Source organism: Paraburkholderia sp. Ac-20336, from assembly GCF_017105025.1.
Taxonomy (GTDB): Bacteria; Pseudomonadota; Gammaproteobacteria; order Burkholderiales; family Burkholderiaceae; genus Paraburkholderia.
On the sequence record NZ_JAAGPS010000001.1, the window covers coordinates 259,622 to 275,354 of the forward strand.

Below are 15,733 nucleotides of genomic sequence, written 5' to 3' on the forward strand. Positions count from 1 at the left end.
GCAAGGCGGTTCAGCTTCGGAACCGGTCGATGATGACGCTCAGTTCCGCGCCGACCTTGACGCCGAGCAGCGCGGAAATCAGCGGAATCGCGCCGGCGCTGAAGAACGCGCCGAACTCGCCGCGCGGCAGAAAACGTGTGTCGAGAAAGCTGCCCGCGAGCACGAGGCCCAGAATGCCGACGCCTACGTAGATCACGCCCGCGAGCGATTCGACGACGCCCAGCAGCGCGACGTTCAAGGTCGAGCCGGGCCGCGCGAGCAGCATCAGCATCGCGCCTGAGGCGACGATCGCGCCGCCCTGAAAGCCGCCGCCCGCCGACAGGTGACCGTTGACGATCACATAGGCGCCGAAGGTGAGGATCATCGGCAGCAGCACCTGGGTGCCGGTGCGCACGATTTCGCCGGCAGGGCGGCGCGCGGGCGTGGCTGCGCTTGCGGCGGCCGTGGAGGCCGCGTCGCTTTCCTCTTTCAGCAGCACGCCGACGCTCGCCGCGACCATGAACAGCACGGCGACTTCGCCGAGCGTATCGAAGCCGCGATACGCAATCAGAATGCCGGTCACGATGTTCGGCGCGCCGAGTTCGAGCGGCCCGCGCATGACATAGTGCGCGGCGAGCGGGCGCAGTGCCTGCCATTCCGTGTAGCCGCCGACGATGCGCCAGAACACCAGCGCGAACAGCACGACGGTCAGTGCGGCGGCGGCGCGACGCATCATGATTCCGCTTCCCTTGCGGCGCGCCCGGCTTCGTCGGCAAGCGCGTCGGCAAGCTCGTCGATCATCGTGGCCGGAGCCATCGGCGTGCGGATCAGCCATGCCGCGCGCGACAGCGCATGCGAGGACACCGGGTTCGTTACCAGCACGAAGTAAATGACGAGAATCAGGCGGAACGTCCAGTCCGGGTGATAGAACGCGAGACCGATCAGCACGAGCATGTTGCCGAGCGTCGATGCCTTGGTGCCGGCCTGGATGCGCGTATACGAGTCCGGCATGCGCAGCAGGCCGAGACCCGCGGAGAACAGAAAGACGGCGCCCACGAGGATGAACACGCTGCCGACCAGTTCGAACATGCGCTAGCCCTTCTGATAGCCGGTTTTGCGGATCGCGTAGAGAAAGATGAAGGTCGCGAGCCCCGAGCCGATGGCAGCCTCCGCCATTGCGACGTCGGGCGCGGCGAGCAGCAGAAAGGCCAGCGCGGCGAACAGGCTCGCCAGCCCCGAACTCACCATCGCGGCCATGAGGTTTTTCAGGCAGACCGCGAGCAGGCCGCTCGCAAGAATGCTGGCGCATATCAGCAGCAGGAGCAGGTCGAACATGGCTCACAGCCCTCTTTCGAGAAAGCGTGCAATCGCGAGCACGGCGAGAAAGCTCAGGAGACCGTAGACGAGCGCGACGTCGATATAGACGAAACGGCCCGAGGCCTGCGCGTAAAGCGCGATCAGCGAGATCGAGATAACCGTGAGCATGTCGATGGCGACGACCCGGTCGATCAGCGTCTTGCCGAGCACGAGGCGGATCACGCCGAACAGGATCGCGAAGAAGATCAGCACCGAGGCGATCTGCAACATGATCTCAGCCAAAGACTTTCTCCAGATGTCGTTCGAAAGGAGTGACAAGTATTTGAGTGGCTGAGTCGATATCGGTCGTCTTCACGTCGAGCCAATGAACGAACACGATGTCGTCGCGGATGTCCATGACGAGCGAACCGGGCGTCAGGGCAATCGAATTCGCCAGCGCGAGCCGGCCGAGCGGCGACGCCAGACGCGTGCGCACCTTGACGATGCCGGGGTGAATGTCGATACGCGGCGAGTAGACGTACGCCATCATGTTGAGATTCGCGCGCACGAGTTCGACGAGAAACGTCGCGCTATAGGCAACGAAGTGATAGAGCGTGCCGGGCCTGATGCGAAGACGGCGCCATGCTTCGCTCGACGAGGCGAAGACATGGGCGATGACGCATGTAATGGCAAGACCGACGAGCGTGGGCTCGATCGCGAGCGACGCATTGGCGATCATCCAGATCGCGAACAGGACGGCCCAGAGGCCGGGCATCCCCCGAGGAACAAACGACGACACCGGTTTTCCGTTGTGCGAGGCCACGTCATCCGATCCTTGAAAAGGCGCTGCCGAAAATTCTAGGTGACAACGTAGGGCAAAGCAACCGAAGCGGCGCCGCGTGAAGAGTTCACAAGTGTGTATTGCGTGCATGCCGGGAGCTTGGCCGAACGGCAGGAATACGACGTGAATAGCGCAATCGCATGGTTCGACGAGCGACCGCCGGTTGACGCTGATCTGCCTTCAGGCAAGGCAAAAAATGAAGCGGGACGATTTATCCGTACCGCGAATCGGATCGAACAGGCACGCGCTTGCAAGGTGATCTGAACGACATTGCCGTGTCATTGAGTGGGCGACCCGGAGACGACCCGGAGAACGTCAGGCGCTCTGCCGCCACGCATGGGCGAGTCTCGCGGTTCCCTCGACGATCTGCGCTTCCGTCACGTTGCCAAATCCGAAGACCATGATGTCCGATGCGGCTCCCGTCATCGAAAAGCGCTGGCCTTCGTAGACTCCGATACCCGCGTCACGGGCAATCCGGCATAGCGGCGCGGCACCCTGCGGCCCGCGAACGCGTGCCGCCACGTGCATCCCGCAGCGCGAAGCCAGCGGACTGAGCCATGCGCCGAGCGTGCGTTCCAGTTCCCTGAGCAGAACCGCGCGGCGTCGGCCATATTCGGCGCGCATGCGATGCAGATGCGTCGCGAAGTCACCGCTCGCCATGACCGTCAGCAGCGCATTCTGCAGATAGGTGGAGCTTTGCCGATCGGCGATCCAGCGCGCGTGCCGCAGCGGATCGCGCAACCAGCGAGGCGCGACGATGTAGCCGAGCCGCAGTCCCGGCGCCAGGATCTTCGAGAGCGAGCCCACGTAGATCACGCGTTCGTGCGAGTCGAACGATTGCAGGCTCGGCGCGGGCGCGGTGCCTTGATAGTACTCGCAGTCGTAGTCGTCCTCGATCACGAAGAACGGCGCGCGCGCGGCGCGTGCGAGCAGCCGTTCGCGCCGCGCCGGCGACATCGCCACGCCGAGCGGAAACTGATGATTCGGCGTGCAGACGACGCCGGCCACGCCATCCGGAATCGCGTCGACGACAAGGCCGTCGTCGTCGACCGGCACCGGCAGCGCATCGGCGCCCGCGAGCCGCGCGAGATGCACGGCCACCGGATAGCCGGGGTCCTCGACCGCGAGCGTGCGGTCGGGGTCGAGCAGCAACCGGCACAGCAGATCGAGCGACTGATGCGAGCCGCTCGTGATGACGATGTCGTCGGCCGTGCAACGCACCGCTCGCGACTGGCGCAGATAGGCGGCAAGCCGTTCACGCAGACGCGCCTCGCCGGCCGCGTCGCCGTACGCGGCGAGCGGGGCGGCGCGTGCGTCTCCGTCGAGCGCGCCTGGCCGCCGATAGCGAAAGAGCCGCTCCGCCCCCGACGAAACGGCACCGAGCCGGAAGTCGATCGATAGCGCGTGAACCGGCAGCAGCCCTTCCGCGGCGGGCAGCCGTGCGGCCCAGGCGGACAGCGCGGGCGTGGGGCGGGCGGGCGCGGCGGTAGCGGATACGTCGTGCGGCGTGTCCGCGCCGGGTTCGCCATCGCGAACGGACGGCCTTGGCACGTCGCGCACGAAGAGCCCCGTGCCGGTGCGCGCTTCGAGCCAGCCTTCCGCCACGAGCGCCGAGGTGGCTTCGCGGATCGTGTTGCGCGGAACACCCAGTTCGATGGCCCAGATGCGCGAAGCGGGCAGCCGCTGTCCCGGCTGAAGACGCCCGTCGCGCAGCGCCGCATAAATGCCTTCGTAGACGCGCTGCTGCAGCGTGCCGTGCTGACCCAGCTCAATCAGAAAATCGATCACAGTCCCTTCCATGTTGCCTATATGGTGACCGCGCGGTGACCCATGCGGCGACCGTCGCAGCGCCCGTCGCGAGGAAAACAGGCGAGCCGGCGCAGCCGTTGGCCCAATTCGCACCATCCTTTATGGCCCACGCGTGAGCCCGTCCGATCCTATACTCGGCAGGCGGCGCGCAGCGCGTATGACGGTGAATTCTACGTGCGCGCCGTTTGCCGCGCATGGCTCGCCCTGACGGCGGGATTGTCGTTGAAATGGTTTTGCCAGGAGAAAAGAATGGTCAGCAGGAAAGTGTTCGTGGCGGGGGCGACGGGAGCGATTGGCCAGGCATTGGTGCCGATGCTCGTCGAGGCCGGTTACGCCGTGTACGGCAGCACGCGCCAGGCGGCGCGCGCGCCGCTGCTCGAAGCGCTCGGCGCCACGCCGGTCGTGCTCGACGTATTCGACGCGCACGCGCTCGACGAGGCGTTCGCGCGCATCGTGCCCGATAGCGTGATCCACCAGCTCACCGATCTTCCCGCGGGGCTCAACCCGGCACTGATGCGCGAGGCCGTGGGGCGCAACACCCGTGTCCGCGACGAGGGCACGCGCAATCTGGTCGCGGCGGCCGTCGCCGTGAAGGCGGCGCGCCTCGTCGCCCAGAGTATCGCGTGGGCGTATCGCGCCGGCCCGATGCCGTTCGACGAGACCGCTTCGCTCGACGTCGACGCGCAGGGCGACCGTCATGTCACCATCAACGGCGTGGTTTCGCTGGAGTGTCAGGTGCTGGCGGCGCCGCTCGTCGGCACGGTGCTGCGCTACGGGCAACTGTACGGACCCGGCACGGGCGCGGAGCAGGCCACGGGCGTCAGCCCGGTCCACGTCGTCGATGCGGCGCGGGCCGCGTGCCTCGCCCTCAAGCGATCGGAGGGCGGCATCTACAACATCGCCGAAGACAACCCCGCCGTCTCGACCGGCAAGGCGAAACGCGAGTTGGGCTGGCATCCGTCGAAGGATGCGCGGGCCGGGCATCCCGCTCCGACGAACCTTGCATGACGGTGCCGTTCCTGAAGATGCACGCGAACGGCGACGACTTCGTGATCATCGACAGGCGCGGGCAGGACGACCCGATCACGGGCGAGATGGCGCGCCGACTCGGGAGCCGGCAGCGGGGCATCGGCTTCAATCAGCTCGTGGTCGTGCTTGATTGCGACGATGCCGCGGCCCGCCTCGTGTTCTGGAATTCGGATGGCTCCGTGCTCGACACCTGCGGCAGCGCCACGCGCGGCGTCGCCGATCTGCTGATGCGCGAGCGCGGCCTGGCGTCGGTCGTGCTGCGCACGACGCGCGGCCTGCTCGCCTGCGTCCGGCACGCGCAGCGAGGTGTGTCGGTGGAGATGGGCGCACCGCTTCTGGACTGGCGCGACATTCCGCTGGCGTGGGCCGTGGATACGATCCGTTTGCCGCTCGAAGGCGATCCCGTCGCCTGCAGCATGGGCAATCCGCATTGCACTTTTTTCGTCGACGATCTTTCGGTCGTAGACGTCGGCGCGATCGGTCCGCGGATCGAAGCGCATCCGCTTTTCCCCAGGCGGACGAATGTCCACTTCGTTCAGGTGATCGACCGCAACCGCATCCGGCTGCGTATCTGGGAGCGCGGCGGCGGCATTCCGCTCGGCTCGGGCTCGTGCGCGTGCGGCGCGGCGGTATCCGGCGTGGGCTGCTGAACGACACCGTCGAGGTGGAATGCGACGGCGGGCCGGTCACGGTGCAATGGGACGGGCGGGGTGGCGTCGTGCTGACCGGTCCGGTCGAGCCGGTGTTCCACGGTATGCTCTGATTTGCGATGAGGGCGGCGCTCACATGCAGCGCTGCAACGCTTCGACTTCAGAGGAGAACACGATGGCCTACGGTAAGCACACGTATCGCGTGACGGTCGACTGGACCGGCAACAAGGGCAGCGGCACGTCGGGATATCGCGACTATGGCCGTGACCATACGATTCGCGCGGGCGCGAAGCCCGATATCGCAGGCTCGGCCGACGCCGCGTTTCTCGGCGACGCGGCGCGCTGGAATCCCGAGGATCTGCTGGTGGCCGCAGCCTCGGCCTGCCATAAGCTGTGGTATCTGCATCTGTGCGCGGATGCGGGTGTCTGTGTGCTGGCGTATGCGGACGAGGCGGAAGGCACGATGATGGACGACCCCGAACAGGGGCGTTTCACGCAGATCGTCCTGCGCCCGCGCGTGACGATTCGAGCCGGCGACGACGGCAGCCTCGCGGAGGCATTGCATCATGTTGCGCATCAGAAGTGCTATATCGCGAACTCGGTCAATTTTCCGATTCGATGCGAGCCGGTGATCGAGCAGGCGGCGTCCTGAGCTTCGCGCACGTTTTTCCGCTTCAGAGGCTTCGGTAGCCTCTCCTCATACTCCCCTCAACCCGACACCCGGTCATGGCGCGAAGAAGCGCTTCGTGGCACGCTGGCGTGTCGGGATCGATGCCCCACCTCCGCACGTCGGCACCCTCTGCCAGATCCGCTGACGCCTGTCCCGGACGTTCTTCCCGATCCCCATCTTTTCCTGCTCCGGCGGGACGTTGCAGCCCCCGGCGGCGAGCCGGACCTTCTCCTTTCATCCCCACGAAACCCGCGTCGCCCATCCCCCAACGTCTCCTGTCAGGGAATGCGTTTGCTTGACACTCGAGACATTTATTTTAAAATATAGAATAAATAATTCCGAAATATGGAATAAATTGTCGGGGAGAGTGATCCGTATAACGGTCATGACGAAGTGTGCTCGCACCGTGCATCCCGCGCGACGGGGCATTTTTTTGGAGAAGGCAATGCTGAAAGGATTAACGCAAGCGCAGGTCGACAAATACAACGACAACGGTTTTCTGTATCCGCTGGACGTGTTCAGCAAGGAGCAGGCGAAGGGTTATCTGGATCAGCTGGAAGCATTCGAGGCCAGCCAGAACCAGCAGAACAAGGCGCAGGGTTTCACGCCGCGCAAAGGTAAGGGTTTCAACTTCAAGCCGCATCTGCTGTTTCGCTGGGTCGACGAAATTGTTCATAACCCGATCATTCTCGATTACGTGGAAGATCTGATCGGGCCTGATATCCGGCTCTTCAATATGGCGGTGTGGCCCAAGGATGCTCATGATCCGGCCTACGTCAGCTGGCACCAGGACGCGACCTACTTCGGGCTGGACCCTTCCACGCAGGTTGCGGTCTGGATCGCACTGGCCGATGCGCCGATCGAGTCCGGCTGCATGGAGGTCGTGCCGGGCTCGCATAAGCTGGGACAGCTGCATCATGCGGAGGTCAAGTCCGACAATATTCTGCTGTCGCGCGGTCAGACCATCGACGTGCCGTACGACAAGTCTCGTACTGAATTCATGCCGGTCAAGGCGGGCCAGTGCTCCCTGCACGATACGTTTCTGATTCACGCATCGGGTCCGAACGAGTCGGATTTTCGGCGTGTCGGCATGGCGCTGAGCTACATCCCGGCTTCGTCGCGATGCAAGAGCGATGTCAGGCTGAGCGCCATGCTGATGCGTGGCGAAGACAGGTACGGCAATTTCGACGACGAGCCGCGTCCGAAAGTCGACTATGGCGAAGCGGAACAGGCGGCGCATCAGTTCTCGCTGGGCCGCTTCCAGGAACTGAACGCCGAGCAGGCGAAGCGCTATTGAGCTTGTACCGGGACCAGCCTCTCTTGCTCCCCAGAGGCTGGGCACCCGCTTACACGGTTGCGCCGGACGACCTCTTCTCGTGCTATGCCAGCGCTTGCTGACGATCCGCTGCCTGCTGCCGGCGATGGATCGCCGAGAAGCACCAGCACAGGAATACGGCAAAAGCGAAAATCCCCGACAGGATATAAAGCATCAGCGCAAAACCACCCGATACGTCGCGTGTCCAGCCGATAAACCCGGGCAGCACGATACCGCTGATATTGCCGAAGGAATTGACGAACGCGATCGCTGCTGCGGCGGCGAGGCCGGTCATGAAGGTCTGGGGCACCGTGAAGAAAACCGGGAACGTCGCGAAGATGCCCATGCACGCCATGCTGAGACCGATCACGGCAACAAACGGCGTCTGCAAGAAAGTCGCCGCGATCAGGAAGCCGACGGCGCTGAAGGCCGCAGGAATCGCCACATAGCGTATGCCCCCATGATGACGGTCCGCCTGGCGCGACCACCAGACTGTCGCGATCGCGGCCAGCAGATAGGGAATGGCCGTCACGACGCCTACCTGAACCGTACCGAGGCCGAAATCCTTGATGACCTGGGGAAGGAAGAACCCGGACCCGGACGAGCCGCAGATCAGGCAAAACAGCAGTAATGCGAGGATCAGCACGCGCGGGGTCATGAAGCCTTCCATCAGCGAAAACTTATGCACGGCCTCGGTTTCCTTGCGCTCGGCTTCGAGCACCGCTTCGAGGGCGGATCGCTCGGCGGCGCTCAGCCATTTTGCGTCCGCGGGCCGCGAGGGCAGCAGCCACAGGCAGGCAATGCCAAGCAGTACCGAGGGTAAGCCTTCGAGCAGGAACAGCCATTTCCAGCCCTGCATGCCCAGCACATGATCGGTGTAGTTCAGGATCACGGCGGAAATGGGCGAGCCCACGACGCCGGCCAATGGCATGGCCACCGCAAACATGCCCAGGGCTCCGGCCCGGGTCGACCTCGGGAACCATTGCGTCAGATAAACGACGATGCCGGGGAAAAAGCCCGCCTCGGCCACACCGAGCAGAAATCGCAGAACCGCCATGCTGGTCTCACCCTGCACGAGGACCATGGCGGACGACAGCACGCCCCACGAAATCATGATGCGGGCGATCCAGTAACGCGCGCCGACTTTGCCTAGAACGATGTTGCTCGGAACCTCGAAAAGGATATAGCCCACGAAGAACATGGAAGCGGCAAATCCATAGGCCGCCATGGATAAACCCAGATCCTTGTTCATCGTGAGCGAAGCGATGCCCACATTGAAGCGGTCGAGATAGGCAAAGAAATACAGAACCAGCAGGAACGGAACCAGCTTGCGGGCGACCTTCGAGGTGGTCGCGCTGACCAGCCGGTTCGAGGCAGTCGTAGATGCGGCTTGCGAAAATGACTGTGACATTGTCCCTACTCCTTTCCTGGTGAGTTTTCTTGCACAGCATTTAACGGCGACGATGCCCGATCGCCGCGGGAGCGCGATACACGAACTCCCGCGCGCTAACGCTTCAATACTTGGCGGCCTGCTCGTCGAGTCCTCGCTGGAAGCGGGCAACCGCTTCCTGATGAAAGGCCTGCTCCGCTTCGCCGTTGTTCACGCGCGGACGCGGTTCGTCGTCGTAATAGCCGAATGTGTCCTCGCCGCGCACGAGCATGGCCGTCAGACGCGTCGAGCCGACATTGCGCGCGTGCGTCGGGATGTAGCTGAAGCCGAGCCCCACTCGCCGGTGATCCGACTGGTTCGGACCGGATGCGTGGATCAGATAGGTGTCGTGTATCGAGAATTGTCCCGGTTTGACCGGCATGAAGGCGGTCTTGCTGCGATCGTAGTCGACGTCGATCGTCTGGCCTTTCGACAACAGAATGTCTTTGGACGGCACTTCGCCGTGATGCAACTGGCCGAGCTTGTGCGATCCGGGCACGACTTCCATGCAGCCCGCTTCGATCGACGCATCGGTCAGCGCGACCCAGATCGTGACCTGCGTGCTGGGCTCCAGCCCGAAGTAGGTCGAATCCTGATGCCAGGACACATAAGCCGGGTCATGCGCTTTCTTGGGCCACACGGCGAGATTGAATAGCAGGATGTCCGGGCCGATCAGGTCTTCCACGGCGTCGAGCACGGCCGGGTGACGGCCGATTTCGTCCACCCACGGAAAGAGCAGATGCGGTTTGAAATTGAAGCCCTTGCCCATCTGCTGGTTGCGGGTTGCCTCGAATGCTTCGAGTTGCTGAAGATAGTTCGCGGCCTGATCGGCCGGAAAGGCGTCGACCGGGCTGACGTAGCCGAAGTCGCGATAGTGCTGGATCTGTGCGTCGCTAAGTTTCTTGCCCATGATGCGAAGTGTCCTTCAATGATTGTTGATGTTGCGCAATGCGCGGGCCGGATACGGCCCGCGTGCGCTCAGGTGGCGGACCAGCCGCCGTCCACGAAAAGCCAGCTGCCGGTGGTGAACGAGGAATCGTCGCTGGCGAGAAAGAGGGCCGCGCGCGAGGTTTCTTCCACGCGCCCGAAGCGCTTCATCGCATGGCGGTTCTGCCAGCGCGTGCGGGTCGCGTCCGGATCGGCGCTGCGTCCGATCGAGGTACGCGACATCGGCGTGTCGATCACGCCGGGCATCAGCGCGTTCACGCGGATACCCTGCGATGCGTAGTCCACCGCCATCGTCTTCGCGAGTGTGGCGACCGCGCCCTTGCTCGCGACATACGAGGCGTTGCCGCCGCCGCTCGACGCCACCAGTTGCGAGCCGACGAAGACGATCGAGCCGCGCTGCCGCGCGAGCATCGTCGGCAGGACGGCGCGGGCCCATAGAAAGCAGCCCTTTACGTTGATGTCGAACACGCGATCCCACGTCGCCTCGTCCAGTTCGTCGACGCGTCCGCCCGGCGAGATCGCCGAACAGGTCAGCAATACGTCGACGTGCTGCCAGCACGACAGCACGCGTGCGACGCCGGCTTGCACCGCTTCGGCATCGGCGACATTCGCGCAGATCGCGAGCGCTTCTCCGCCTGCTTCGGTAATCTCGCGCTCGACGCTCGCGAGCGCATCGCCGTTCAGATCGACGAGCGCGACCTTCGCGCCTTCGCGCGCGAAGGTGCGGGCCGCATCCGCGCCGATGCCGGACGCCGCGCCGGTGACGATGGCGACCTTGTCGGCGAGTTTCATCGCGTCCCCTCTCTTGCGCCCTCGCGCCACGGGTAGTCGTCGCCGGGAATCGTGCCTTGCGGCAGCGAACAGCAGTGGTCGTAGATTGCGCCGGGGCGCGTGAGCCACACGCGGTCGAACAGGGGATGCGAGACGATGTGCTGCAACGCGCGGCGCAACGCACGCAAACGGAACGGCTGACCGACCACCATGGTGTGCAGCGCGATGCCGCAGACGAGCGGCTGCTTTTCGGATTGCTCGATCATTTCGTCAAACTGATCGATGATCGACTGGGCGAACGCTTCGCCGGTCTGCTTCTGCACGACGACCTGCGGCGAGTCGTTGATTTCGAGCGGATAGGGCAGCGACATCAGGCGGCCGTTGCGCGTGCGCATCCAGATCGGCTGGTCGTCGAACGGCCAGTCCATCGCGAAACGGAAGCCGGTTTCGTCGAGAAGATCGGCCGTGACGTGAGATTGCGACATCCACGGCGCCATCCAGCCGCGCGGCGCGGTGCCGCTGTCGGTGCGGATCTTGTCGTGGATATAGGCGAGAAAACGCGCCTCGTCTTCTTCCCACATGTCGCCCTGCTTCTCGGCGTTGGTGCGCCCGTGGCCGATGATTTCATCGCCGCGCGCCTTGATGGCTTCGAGAATGTCCGGCGCGTAATCGAACACGGTCGTGTTGATCAGATGGCACGCGGGCAGCTTCATCTCGTCGAAGAGATCGAAGAGCCGCCACACGCCGACGCGGTTGCCGTAGTCGAGCCAGCTGAACGTGCGCGGATCGGGCGGCACCTGCTGCGTCGAAATCGCATGGCGCATGCCGTGGCCGAACGAGAAGTGTTCGATGTTGATGCCGAAGTAGAGCGCAAGACGCTTGCCGCCCGGCCAGCTGTAGTCCTTGCGGTTGTTGATCGCGCTGTATTCGTAACGGTTGTGATGGGGCAGTTTCAGCATGAGTTCTCCTTTCATGTTGGGGCGACGGATAGTCTTCTCAGTGCGTGGCGAACAGTTCGCGCAATCCGCCGGTGTCGTAGCCGAGCGCGATGCCGAGCATCAGCAGAATCCGGCATTTCTGAGGCGTGAGATCGCTGCCGGCGACGATGCCGTGTTCGGCGAGCCAGCGTCGCGCGGGAATCATTCCGCTGTGTGCGCGGCTTGTCTGCACGACGGCGACGCCGCGCTCGCGTGCGCGCAGCAGCGCCTTGCGTTCGGCCGGCGAGGGCAGGCCCGGCGCGAGACCGGCGCACACGATGCCGCGTGCTCCCGCGTCGCACGACGCGTCGATCAGCGCGCCGTCGTTGCCCGCGACCGAGTACACGACGTCCACGCGCGGCAGCGGCGCGTCGGCCGTCCATGCGGCGGGTGCGCTATCCGGCGCGTGACGGCGCAGCGAGCGGCGCGCGAAATACGCGCCGTCTCCTTCGACGTAGCCGAGCGGACCATAAAGCGGCGACGCGAACGTCTGCAGCCGGTAGTTCGACGTCTTGACGACATCGCGCGCGCTGTGGATTTCGTCGTTGAGCACGACCAGCACGCCATGACCGCGCGCATCGGCCGAGCCGGCCACACGCAGCGCGGCCAGCAGGTTCATGGCGGCGTCGCTGGACAGCACGTTCAGCGGACGCTGCGAGCCCACCAGCACGACCGGTGTCGCGGTGCGCAGCGTCATGTGCAGGAAGAACGCGGTTTCTTCGATCGTGGCCGTGCCATGCAGCACGACGACGCCCTGTACGGTCGGTGCGACCGCCTCGATGGCGGCGCGCAAATCCTGCCATTCCGCGGGACCGAATGCGGACGAGCCGGTTGCGCGGAACGGCACGGCGCGGATGCGCGCAAAGCGCTGCGCGAGCGGGACGCGTTCGAGTACCGCGGCCACGTCGAGCCGTTCGCCTGTTTCCGGATAGTCGATCGTGTCGAGCGGATCGGTGGCGAGCGTCGAGATCGTGCCGCCGCAGCCGATCAACGCGATTTCGGGTAAGCCTTGCATGCGAGTCGTCTCCGGAAAATCAGCGGTTCGGATGAGGTTGCGCGAGATGGGGTTCGCTGCGCGCGTTCATGCGGGCGAACACCGAGGAAAGCGCGGCGGCGATTGCCATCAATACCGCGAGGATGCCCAGCATGAGCGTGAAGCCGCCGGATACGTCGCGCGTCCAGCCGATCACGCCCGGCCCGACGATGCCGCTGACGTTACCGAGCGAGTTGATGAAGGCGATCGACGCGGCGGCCGTCGTGCCGGTCAGAAACGACGGCGGCAAGGTCCAGAACACCGGAAAGCTCGCGAAGATGCCGACACAGCCCATGCTCAGGCCGATCACGGCGACGACGGGCGTCTTCAGCGTGAACGCGGCGAGCAGAAAACCCGCGGCCGCGAAAATCGCCGCGAGCGCGACGTACTCGATGCGCTTGCCCTTGATGTCCGAGCGGCGTGACCACCACACCATGCCGATCACGGCAAGCAGATAGGGAATCGCGGTGACCACGCCGATCTGTACGGTCGACAGCCCGAAGTCCTTGACGATCAGTGGCAGGAAAAAGCCGACGCCGGTCGAGCCGCACACGAGACAGAAGAACAGCAGCGCCAGCACCAGCACGCGCGGATTGGTGAAGCCCTCGCGCAGCGAGAAGACGCGCACGGCTTCGGTCTGCTGGCGCTCGGCGTCGAGCACGCGTTCGAGTTCGATGCGTTCGCGATTGCCGAGCCATTTCGCTTCCGAGGGGCGCGACGGCAACAGCCACAGGCACGAGATGCCGAGCAGCACCGACGGCAGACCCTGGGTGAGAAAGAGCCATTTCCATCCCGCGAGACCGGCCACGCCATGCATATGCGCGAGGATCAGCGACGAGACCGGTGCGCCGAGCACGCCGGAGAGCGGCATCGCGATCTGGAACAGGCCGATCATGCGGGCGCGGTCGGCGCGTGGAAACCACTCGGTCAGATACACGAGAATGCCGGGCAGAAATCCCGCCTCGGCGGCACCGAGCAGAAAGCGCAGCGTCGACAGGCTCGTGCTGCCCGTCACGAAGATGGTGGCCGCCGAAATCAGACCCCACGTAATCATGATCCGCGAAATCCAGAAGCGCGCGCCGATCTTGCCGAGCACGAGATTGCTTGGGACTTCGAAGAGGATGTAGCCCCAGAAAAACATCGATGCCGCGAAGCCGTAGGTGGCGACCGACAACCCGAGATCCTGGTTCATCGTCAGCGCGGCAAAGCCGACGTTGAAGCGATCCAGATAGGCGAAGAAATAGAGGATGCACAGGAACGGGATGAGCCGCCGCGCCACCCTCCCGACCGTGGCGGACAACGCGGCTTCCGATGCTGGCGCGTTCGAGGCGATATCGGCCGTCGATTCGAGATTCATGTTGGTCTACCTTACAGATGCATTCGGCCTGTGCCGTCAAAGGGTGGTCTGTGTTTATTCCATAAAACGGAATAAACAATTCCGATATTAGAGATTTTTTCGGGGGTTCGTCAATCGATTTCAAAATTGCGATGCAGCAGGGACCGGTTCCAGCCGATCGTGCGCAGGGGCGAACGGCTGCGTCGAAAACCTTGCCGAACCGCGCCCCGCAAGGCGCGTGGAGCATCGCTGGAAATACTCCAGGCTAAAATGCCGGGTGCCGTCCGCGAGGGCGAATTCTTTAACCCGCTTCGAATACGTACATGCCCATGACGCCGTCCAACGACCAGCCCATCGATCGCATCTTTGCCGTGATCGGCGCGATCGTGCGAGCGCGCCGCGCGCTGAGCCTTGCCGAGATCGGTGCCGCGGCGGGGCTGCCGGCGCCGACGGTGCATCGGATGGTCGGGAACCTCGAGGAGCGCGGCTTGCTCAAGCGCGCGATCGGGTCGAAGAAACTCGTGCTGCCGGGGCCGAAGCTGATCGAGCTCAGTAGTCAGGTGCTGGAAGCGGCGGTTGTCGCCGATGAACCGCATGCGATCCTCGAACGGCTCGCTGCCCAGATTCAGGAACACTGCCAGATCGGTACGATCGCCAACGGCGAGGTGCTGTACATCGACGCGGTGCAGGTGCGGCGCGCGAGTGGGCTGCAACTGGAGCAGGGACGCAGCGCGCCGTTGCACTGCACGTCGATTGGCAAGCTCTATCTGGCGTCGCTCGGCGACGAGGCGCTCGATGCGTGGCTCGACGCGCATCCGCTGGTTGAACTCGCGCCGAACACCATCACGGAGCGCGACGCATTCGCCGCGCACATACGCGAAGTGCGCAAGCACGGTTGGGCCTTCAGCAACGAGGAGTACGGCCAGGGTGTGATCGGTTGCGCGGTGGTGATTCCGTTGTCGACGCAGCGCGATTTTCTGTGTATCGGCATGTCGGGCCCCAGCGCGCGCGTGCCGTTCGAGCAACTGCCCGATCTCGTCGAACCGTTGCGTACCGCCGCCGCGCAGATTGCCGCGGCGCTTGGCGACACGGGCGGCTAACGGTGTTCGTTAGCGGGCCCCATTAGCTGACGGCGTATTTTTTCGCCTCCCGGCGGCGGGCGCTCATTTGTTTCCTCTGATATTTCCCCTCATTCGCCGATCCCACACGGCGAGGGAAACTCGCGCGCTGGTGTCGTGTTTCTGAACGGATCTTCGCGCCTGAGCGGTCGGTTGCGATGAGAGAGGGCAAGAATGATTGGCCTATCCCTCTCTTGCTGATTTTCCCGGGGCGCGGTGGCTGCCCGATGACGATCAGCGATGCTCAGAAGGCTGCTGAACTGTGCGCGCCGAAATAAACAATGGCGCAGCAGATGCACTCTCTCCAGTTGCAAGTGTTGACTTCAGTTGACATCTCATACGGGTAACCTATTTCACCGTGAAAACCTCCAGATCGAACTCCCTCAATGCTTCATCGTATGCCGGACCTTCTTCCGGGAAATCGAGCGCTGACGCTTCCTGGCATGACGAGCTGGAGTCCCGGAGAAAGAAACAGGCAGGCGAGGAGGGCCATGGTGTCCTGCGCGCCAGGCCCGCAGTGCCTGGCCTGTTG

At 64.1% G+C, this 15,733-nt stretch carries 17 protein-coding genes and 1 pseudogene; 6 read left to right on the top strand and 12 right to left on the bottom strand.

Features of this window, described 5'->3' with window-relative positions:
- Positions 1–10: 10 nt before the first annotated feature.
- From mbhE to GXB81_RS01140, 5 genes are read right to left on the bottom strand one after another with little or no spacing between them, the layout of a single operon-like run.
- Complete coding sequence (mbhE, locus tag GXB81_RS01120; RefSeq protein ID WP_205988075.1) at positions 11–715, bottom strand: hydrogen gas-evolving membrane-bound hydrogenase subunit E; 705 nt, start codon at positions 713–715, stop codon at positions 11–13.
- Positions 712–1,068, bottom strand: a complete 357-nt coding sequence (gene mnhG / locus GXB81_RS01125) for a monovalent cation/H(+) antiporter subunit G (RefSeq protein WP_205988076.1) — start codon at positions 1,066–1,068, stop codon at positions 712–714. Before mnhG ends, mbhE begins: the two co-directional genes overlap by 4 nt.
- A gap of 3 nt (positions 1,069–1,071) precedes the next feature.
- The gene (locus GXB81_RS01130) at positions 1,072–1,314 is read right to left on the bottom strand and encodes a hydrogenase subunit MbhD domain-containing protein (RefSeq protein WP_167037545.1); all 243 of its coding nucleotides are present in this window, start codon (positions 1,312–1,314) and stop codon (positions 1,072–1,074) included.
- A 3-nt stretch (positions 1,315–1,317) separates the two neighbouring features.
- On the bottom strand, positions 1,318–1,578 hold the full coding sequence (locus GXB81_RS01135; RefSeq protein WP_205988077.1) for a monovalent cation/H+ antiporter complex subunit F: 261 nt from the start codon (positions 1,576–1,578) through the stop codon (positions 1,318–1,320).
- On the bottom strand, positions 1,571–2,098 hold the full coding sequence (locus GXB81_RS01140; protein WP_167281410.1) for a Na+/H+ antiporter subunit E: 528 nt from the start codon (positions 2,096–2,098) through the stop codon (positions 1,571–1,573). Before GXB81_RS01140 ends, GXB81_RS01135 begins: the two co-directional genes overlap by 8 nt.
- Before the next feature lie 141 nt (positions 2,099–2,239).
- Here GXB81_RS01140 and GXB81_RS01145 point away from each other — a divergent pair, with 141 nt between their 5' ends.
- On the top strand, positions 2,240–2,380 hold the full coding sequence (locus GXB81_RS01145) for a hypothetical protein (protein WP_167281408.1): 141 nt from the start codon (positions 2,240–2,242) through the stop codon (positions 2,378–2,380).
- A gap of 51 nt (positions 2,381–2,431) precedes the next feature.
- Here GXB81_RS01145 and GXB81_RS01150 read toward each other — a convergent pair whose 3' ends face one another.
- Positions 2,432–3,904: a PLP-dependent aminotransferase family protein gene (locus GXB81_RS01150; RefSeq protein ID WP_167281407.1), complete on the bottom strand. Its 1,473-nt coding sequence runs from the start codon at positions 3,902–3,904 to the stop codon at positions 2,432–2,434.
- 270 nt (positions 3,905–4,174) lie between these two features.
- Between GXB81_RS01150 and GXB81_RS01155 the strand changes: the two genes are divergently transcribed.
- The 4 genes and pseudogenes from GXB81_RS01155 to GXB81_RS01170 all read left to right on the top strand — a co-directional run bounded on the left by GXB81_RS01155 (position 4,175) and on the right by GXB81_RS01170 (position 7,571).
- Positions 4,175–4,933 carry an NAD(P)-dependent oxidoreductase gene (locus GXB81_RS01155; RefSeq protein ID WP_205988078.1) on the top strand — a complete coding sequence of 253 codons (759 nt, stop codon included), beginning with the start codon at positions 4,175–4,177 and terminating at the stop codon, positions 4,931–4,933.
- Positions 4,930–5,717: pseudogene (gene dapF / locus GXB81_RS01160) on the top strand (diaminopimelate epimerase). Before GXB81_RS01155 ends, dapF begins: the two are co-directional and overlap by 4 nt.
- 62 nt (positions 5,718–5,779) lie before the next feature.
- Positions 5,780–6,256, top strand: coding sequence for an OsmC family protein (locus tag GXB81_RS01165; RefSeq protein WP_205988079.1), 477 nt, complete (start codon positions 5,780–5,782; stop codon positions 6,254–6,256).
- Positions 6,257–6,719: 463 nt separating this feature from the next.
- Positions 6,720–7,571: a phytanoyl-CoA dioxygenase family protein gene (locus tag GXB81_RS01170; protein ID WP_167037524.1), complete on the top strand. Its 852-nt coding sequence runs from the start codon at positions 6,720–6,722 to the stop codon at positions 7,569–7,571.
- An 82-nt stretch (positions 7,572–7,653) separates the two neighbouring features.
- On the opposite strand, the gene GXB81_RS01175 is transcribed toward GXB81_RS01170, so the two are convergent.
- From GXB81_RS01175 to GXB81_RS01200, 6 genes are all read right to left on the bottom strand, one after another.
- Positions 7,654–9,000, bottom strand: coding sequence for an MFS transporter (locus tag GXB81_RS01175; protein WP_167281402.1), 1,347 nt, complete (start codon positions 8,998–9,000; stop codon positions 7,654–7,656).
- A gap of 103 nt (positions 9,001–9,103) precedes the next feature.
- A complete protein-coding gene (locus GXB81_RS01180) occupies positions 9,104–9,928 on the bottom strand; it encodes a phytanoyl-CoA dioxygenase family protein (RefSeq protein WP_167037518.1) in 825 nt (274 codons plus the stop codon).
- Between the two features lie 68 nt (positions 9,929–9,996).
- On the bottom strand, positions 9,997–10,758 hold the full coding sequence (locus tag GXB81_RS01185; RefSeq protein ID WP_167281401.1) for a glucose 1-dehydrogenase: 762 nt from the start codon (positions 10,756–10,758) through the stop codon (positions 9,997–9,999).
- On the bottom strand, positions 10,755–11,696 hold the full coding sequence (locus tag GXB81_RS01190) for a polysaccharide deacetylase family protein (RefSeq protein ID WP_167037512.1): 942 nt from the start codon (positions 11,694–11,696) through the stop codon (positions 10,755–10,757). Before GXB81_RS01190 ends, GXB81_RS01185 begins: the two co-directional genes overlap by 4 nt.
- Positions 11,697–11,733: 37 nt before the next feature.
- Entirely contained in the window at positions 11,734–12,729 is a 996-nt protein-coding gene (locus tag GXB81_RS01195) for an asparaginase (protein ID WP_167281398.1), read from the bottom strand.
- Between the two features lie 19 nt (positions 12,730–12,748).
- Complete coding sequence (locus GXB81_RS01200) at positions 12,749–14,104, bottom strand: MFS transporter (protein WP_167281396.1); 1,356 nt, start codon at positions 14,102–14,104, stop codon at positions 12,749–12,751.
- Positions 14,105–14,412: 308 nt separating this feature from the next.
- Between GXB81_RS01200 and GXB81_RS01205 the strand changes: the two genes are divergently transcribed.
- Complete coding sequence (locus GXB81_RS01205) at positions 14,413–15,183, top strand: IclR family transcriptional regulator (protein WP_205988080.1); 771 nt, start codon at positions 14,413–14,415, stop codon at positions 15,181–15,183.
- Positions 15,184–15,733: the final 550 nt, after the last annotated feature.

Excerpts from the sequence above, each read along its gene's own strand:
- mbhE (WP_205988075.1), bottom strand. The coding sequence starts at position 715 with ATGATGCGTCGCGCCGCCGCCGCACTGACCGTCGTGCTGTTCGCGCTG.
- mnhG (WP_205988076.1), bottom strand. The coding sequence starts at position 1,068 with ATGTTCGAACTGGTCGGCAGCGTGTTCATCCTCGTGGGCGCCGTCTTT.
- GXB81_RS01130 (WP_167037545.1), bottom strand. The coding sequence starts at position 1,314 with ATGTTCGACCTGCTCCTGCTGCTGATATGCGCCAGCATTCTTGCGAGC.
- GXB81_RS01155 (WP_205988078.1), top strand. The coding sequence starts at position 4,175 with ATGGTCAGCAGGAAAGTGTTCGTGGCGGGGGCGACGGGAGCGATTGGC.
- GXB81_RS01165 (WP_205988079.1), top strand. The coding sequence starts at position 5,780 with ATGGCCTACGGTAAGCACACGTATCGCGTGACGGTCGACTGGACCGGC.
- GXB81_RS01170 (WP_167037524.1), top strand. The coding sequence starts at position 6,720 with ATGCTGAAAGGATTAACGCAAGCGCAGGTCGACAAATACAACGACAAC.
- GXB81_RS01175 (WP_167281402.1), bottom strand. The coding sequence starts at position 9,000 with ATGTCACAGTCATTTTCGCAAGCCGCATCTACGACTGCCTCGAACCGG.
- GXB81_RS01180 (WP_167037518.1), bottom strand. The coding sequence starts at position 9,928 with ATGGGCAAGAAACTTAGCGACGCACAGATCCAGCACTATCGCGACTTC.
- GXB81_RS01185 (WP_167281401.1), bottom strand. The coding sequence starts at position 10,758 with ATGAAACTCGCCGACAAGGTCGCCATCGTCACCGGCGCGGCGTCCGGC.
- GXB81_RS01190 (WP_167037512.1), bottom strand. The coding sequence starts at position 11,696 with ATGCTGAAACTGCCCCATCACAACCGTTACGAATACAGCGCGATCAAC.
- GXB81_RS01195 (WP_167281398.1), bottom strand. The coding sequence starts at position 12,729 with ATGCAAGGCTTACCCGAAATCGCGTTGATCGGCTGCGGCGGCACGATC.
- GXB81_RS01200 (WP_167281396.1), bottom strand. The coding sequence starts at position 14,104 with ATGAATCTCGAATCGACGGCCGATATCGCCTCGAACGCGCCAGCATCG.
- GXB81_RS01205 (WP_205988080.1), top strand. The coding sequence starts at position 14,413 with ATGACGCCGTCCAACGACCAGCCCATCGATCGCATCTTTGCCGTGATC.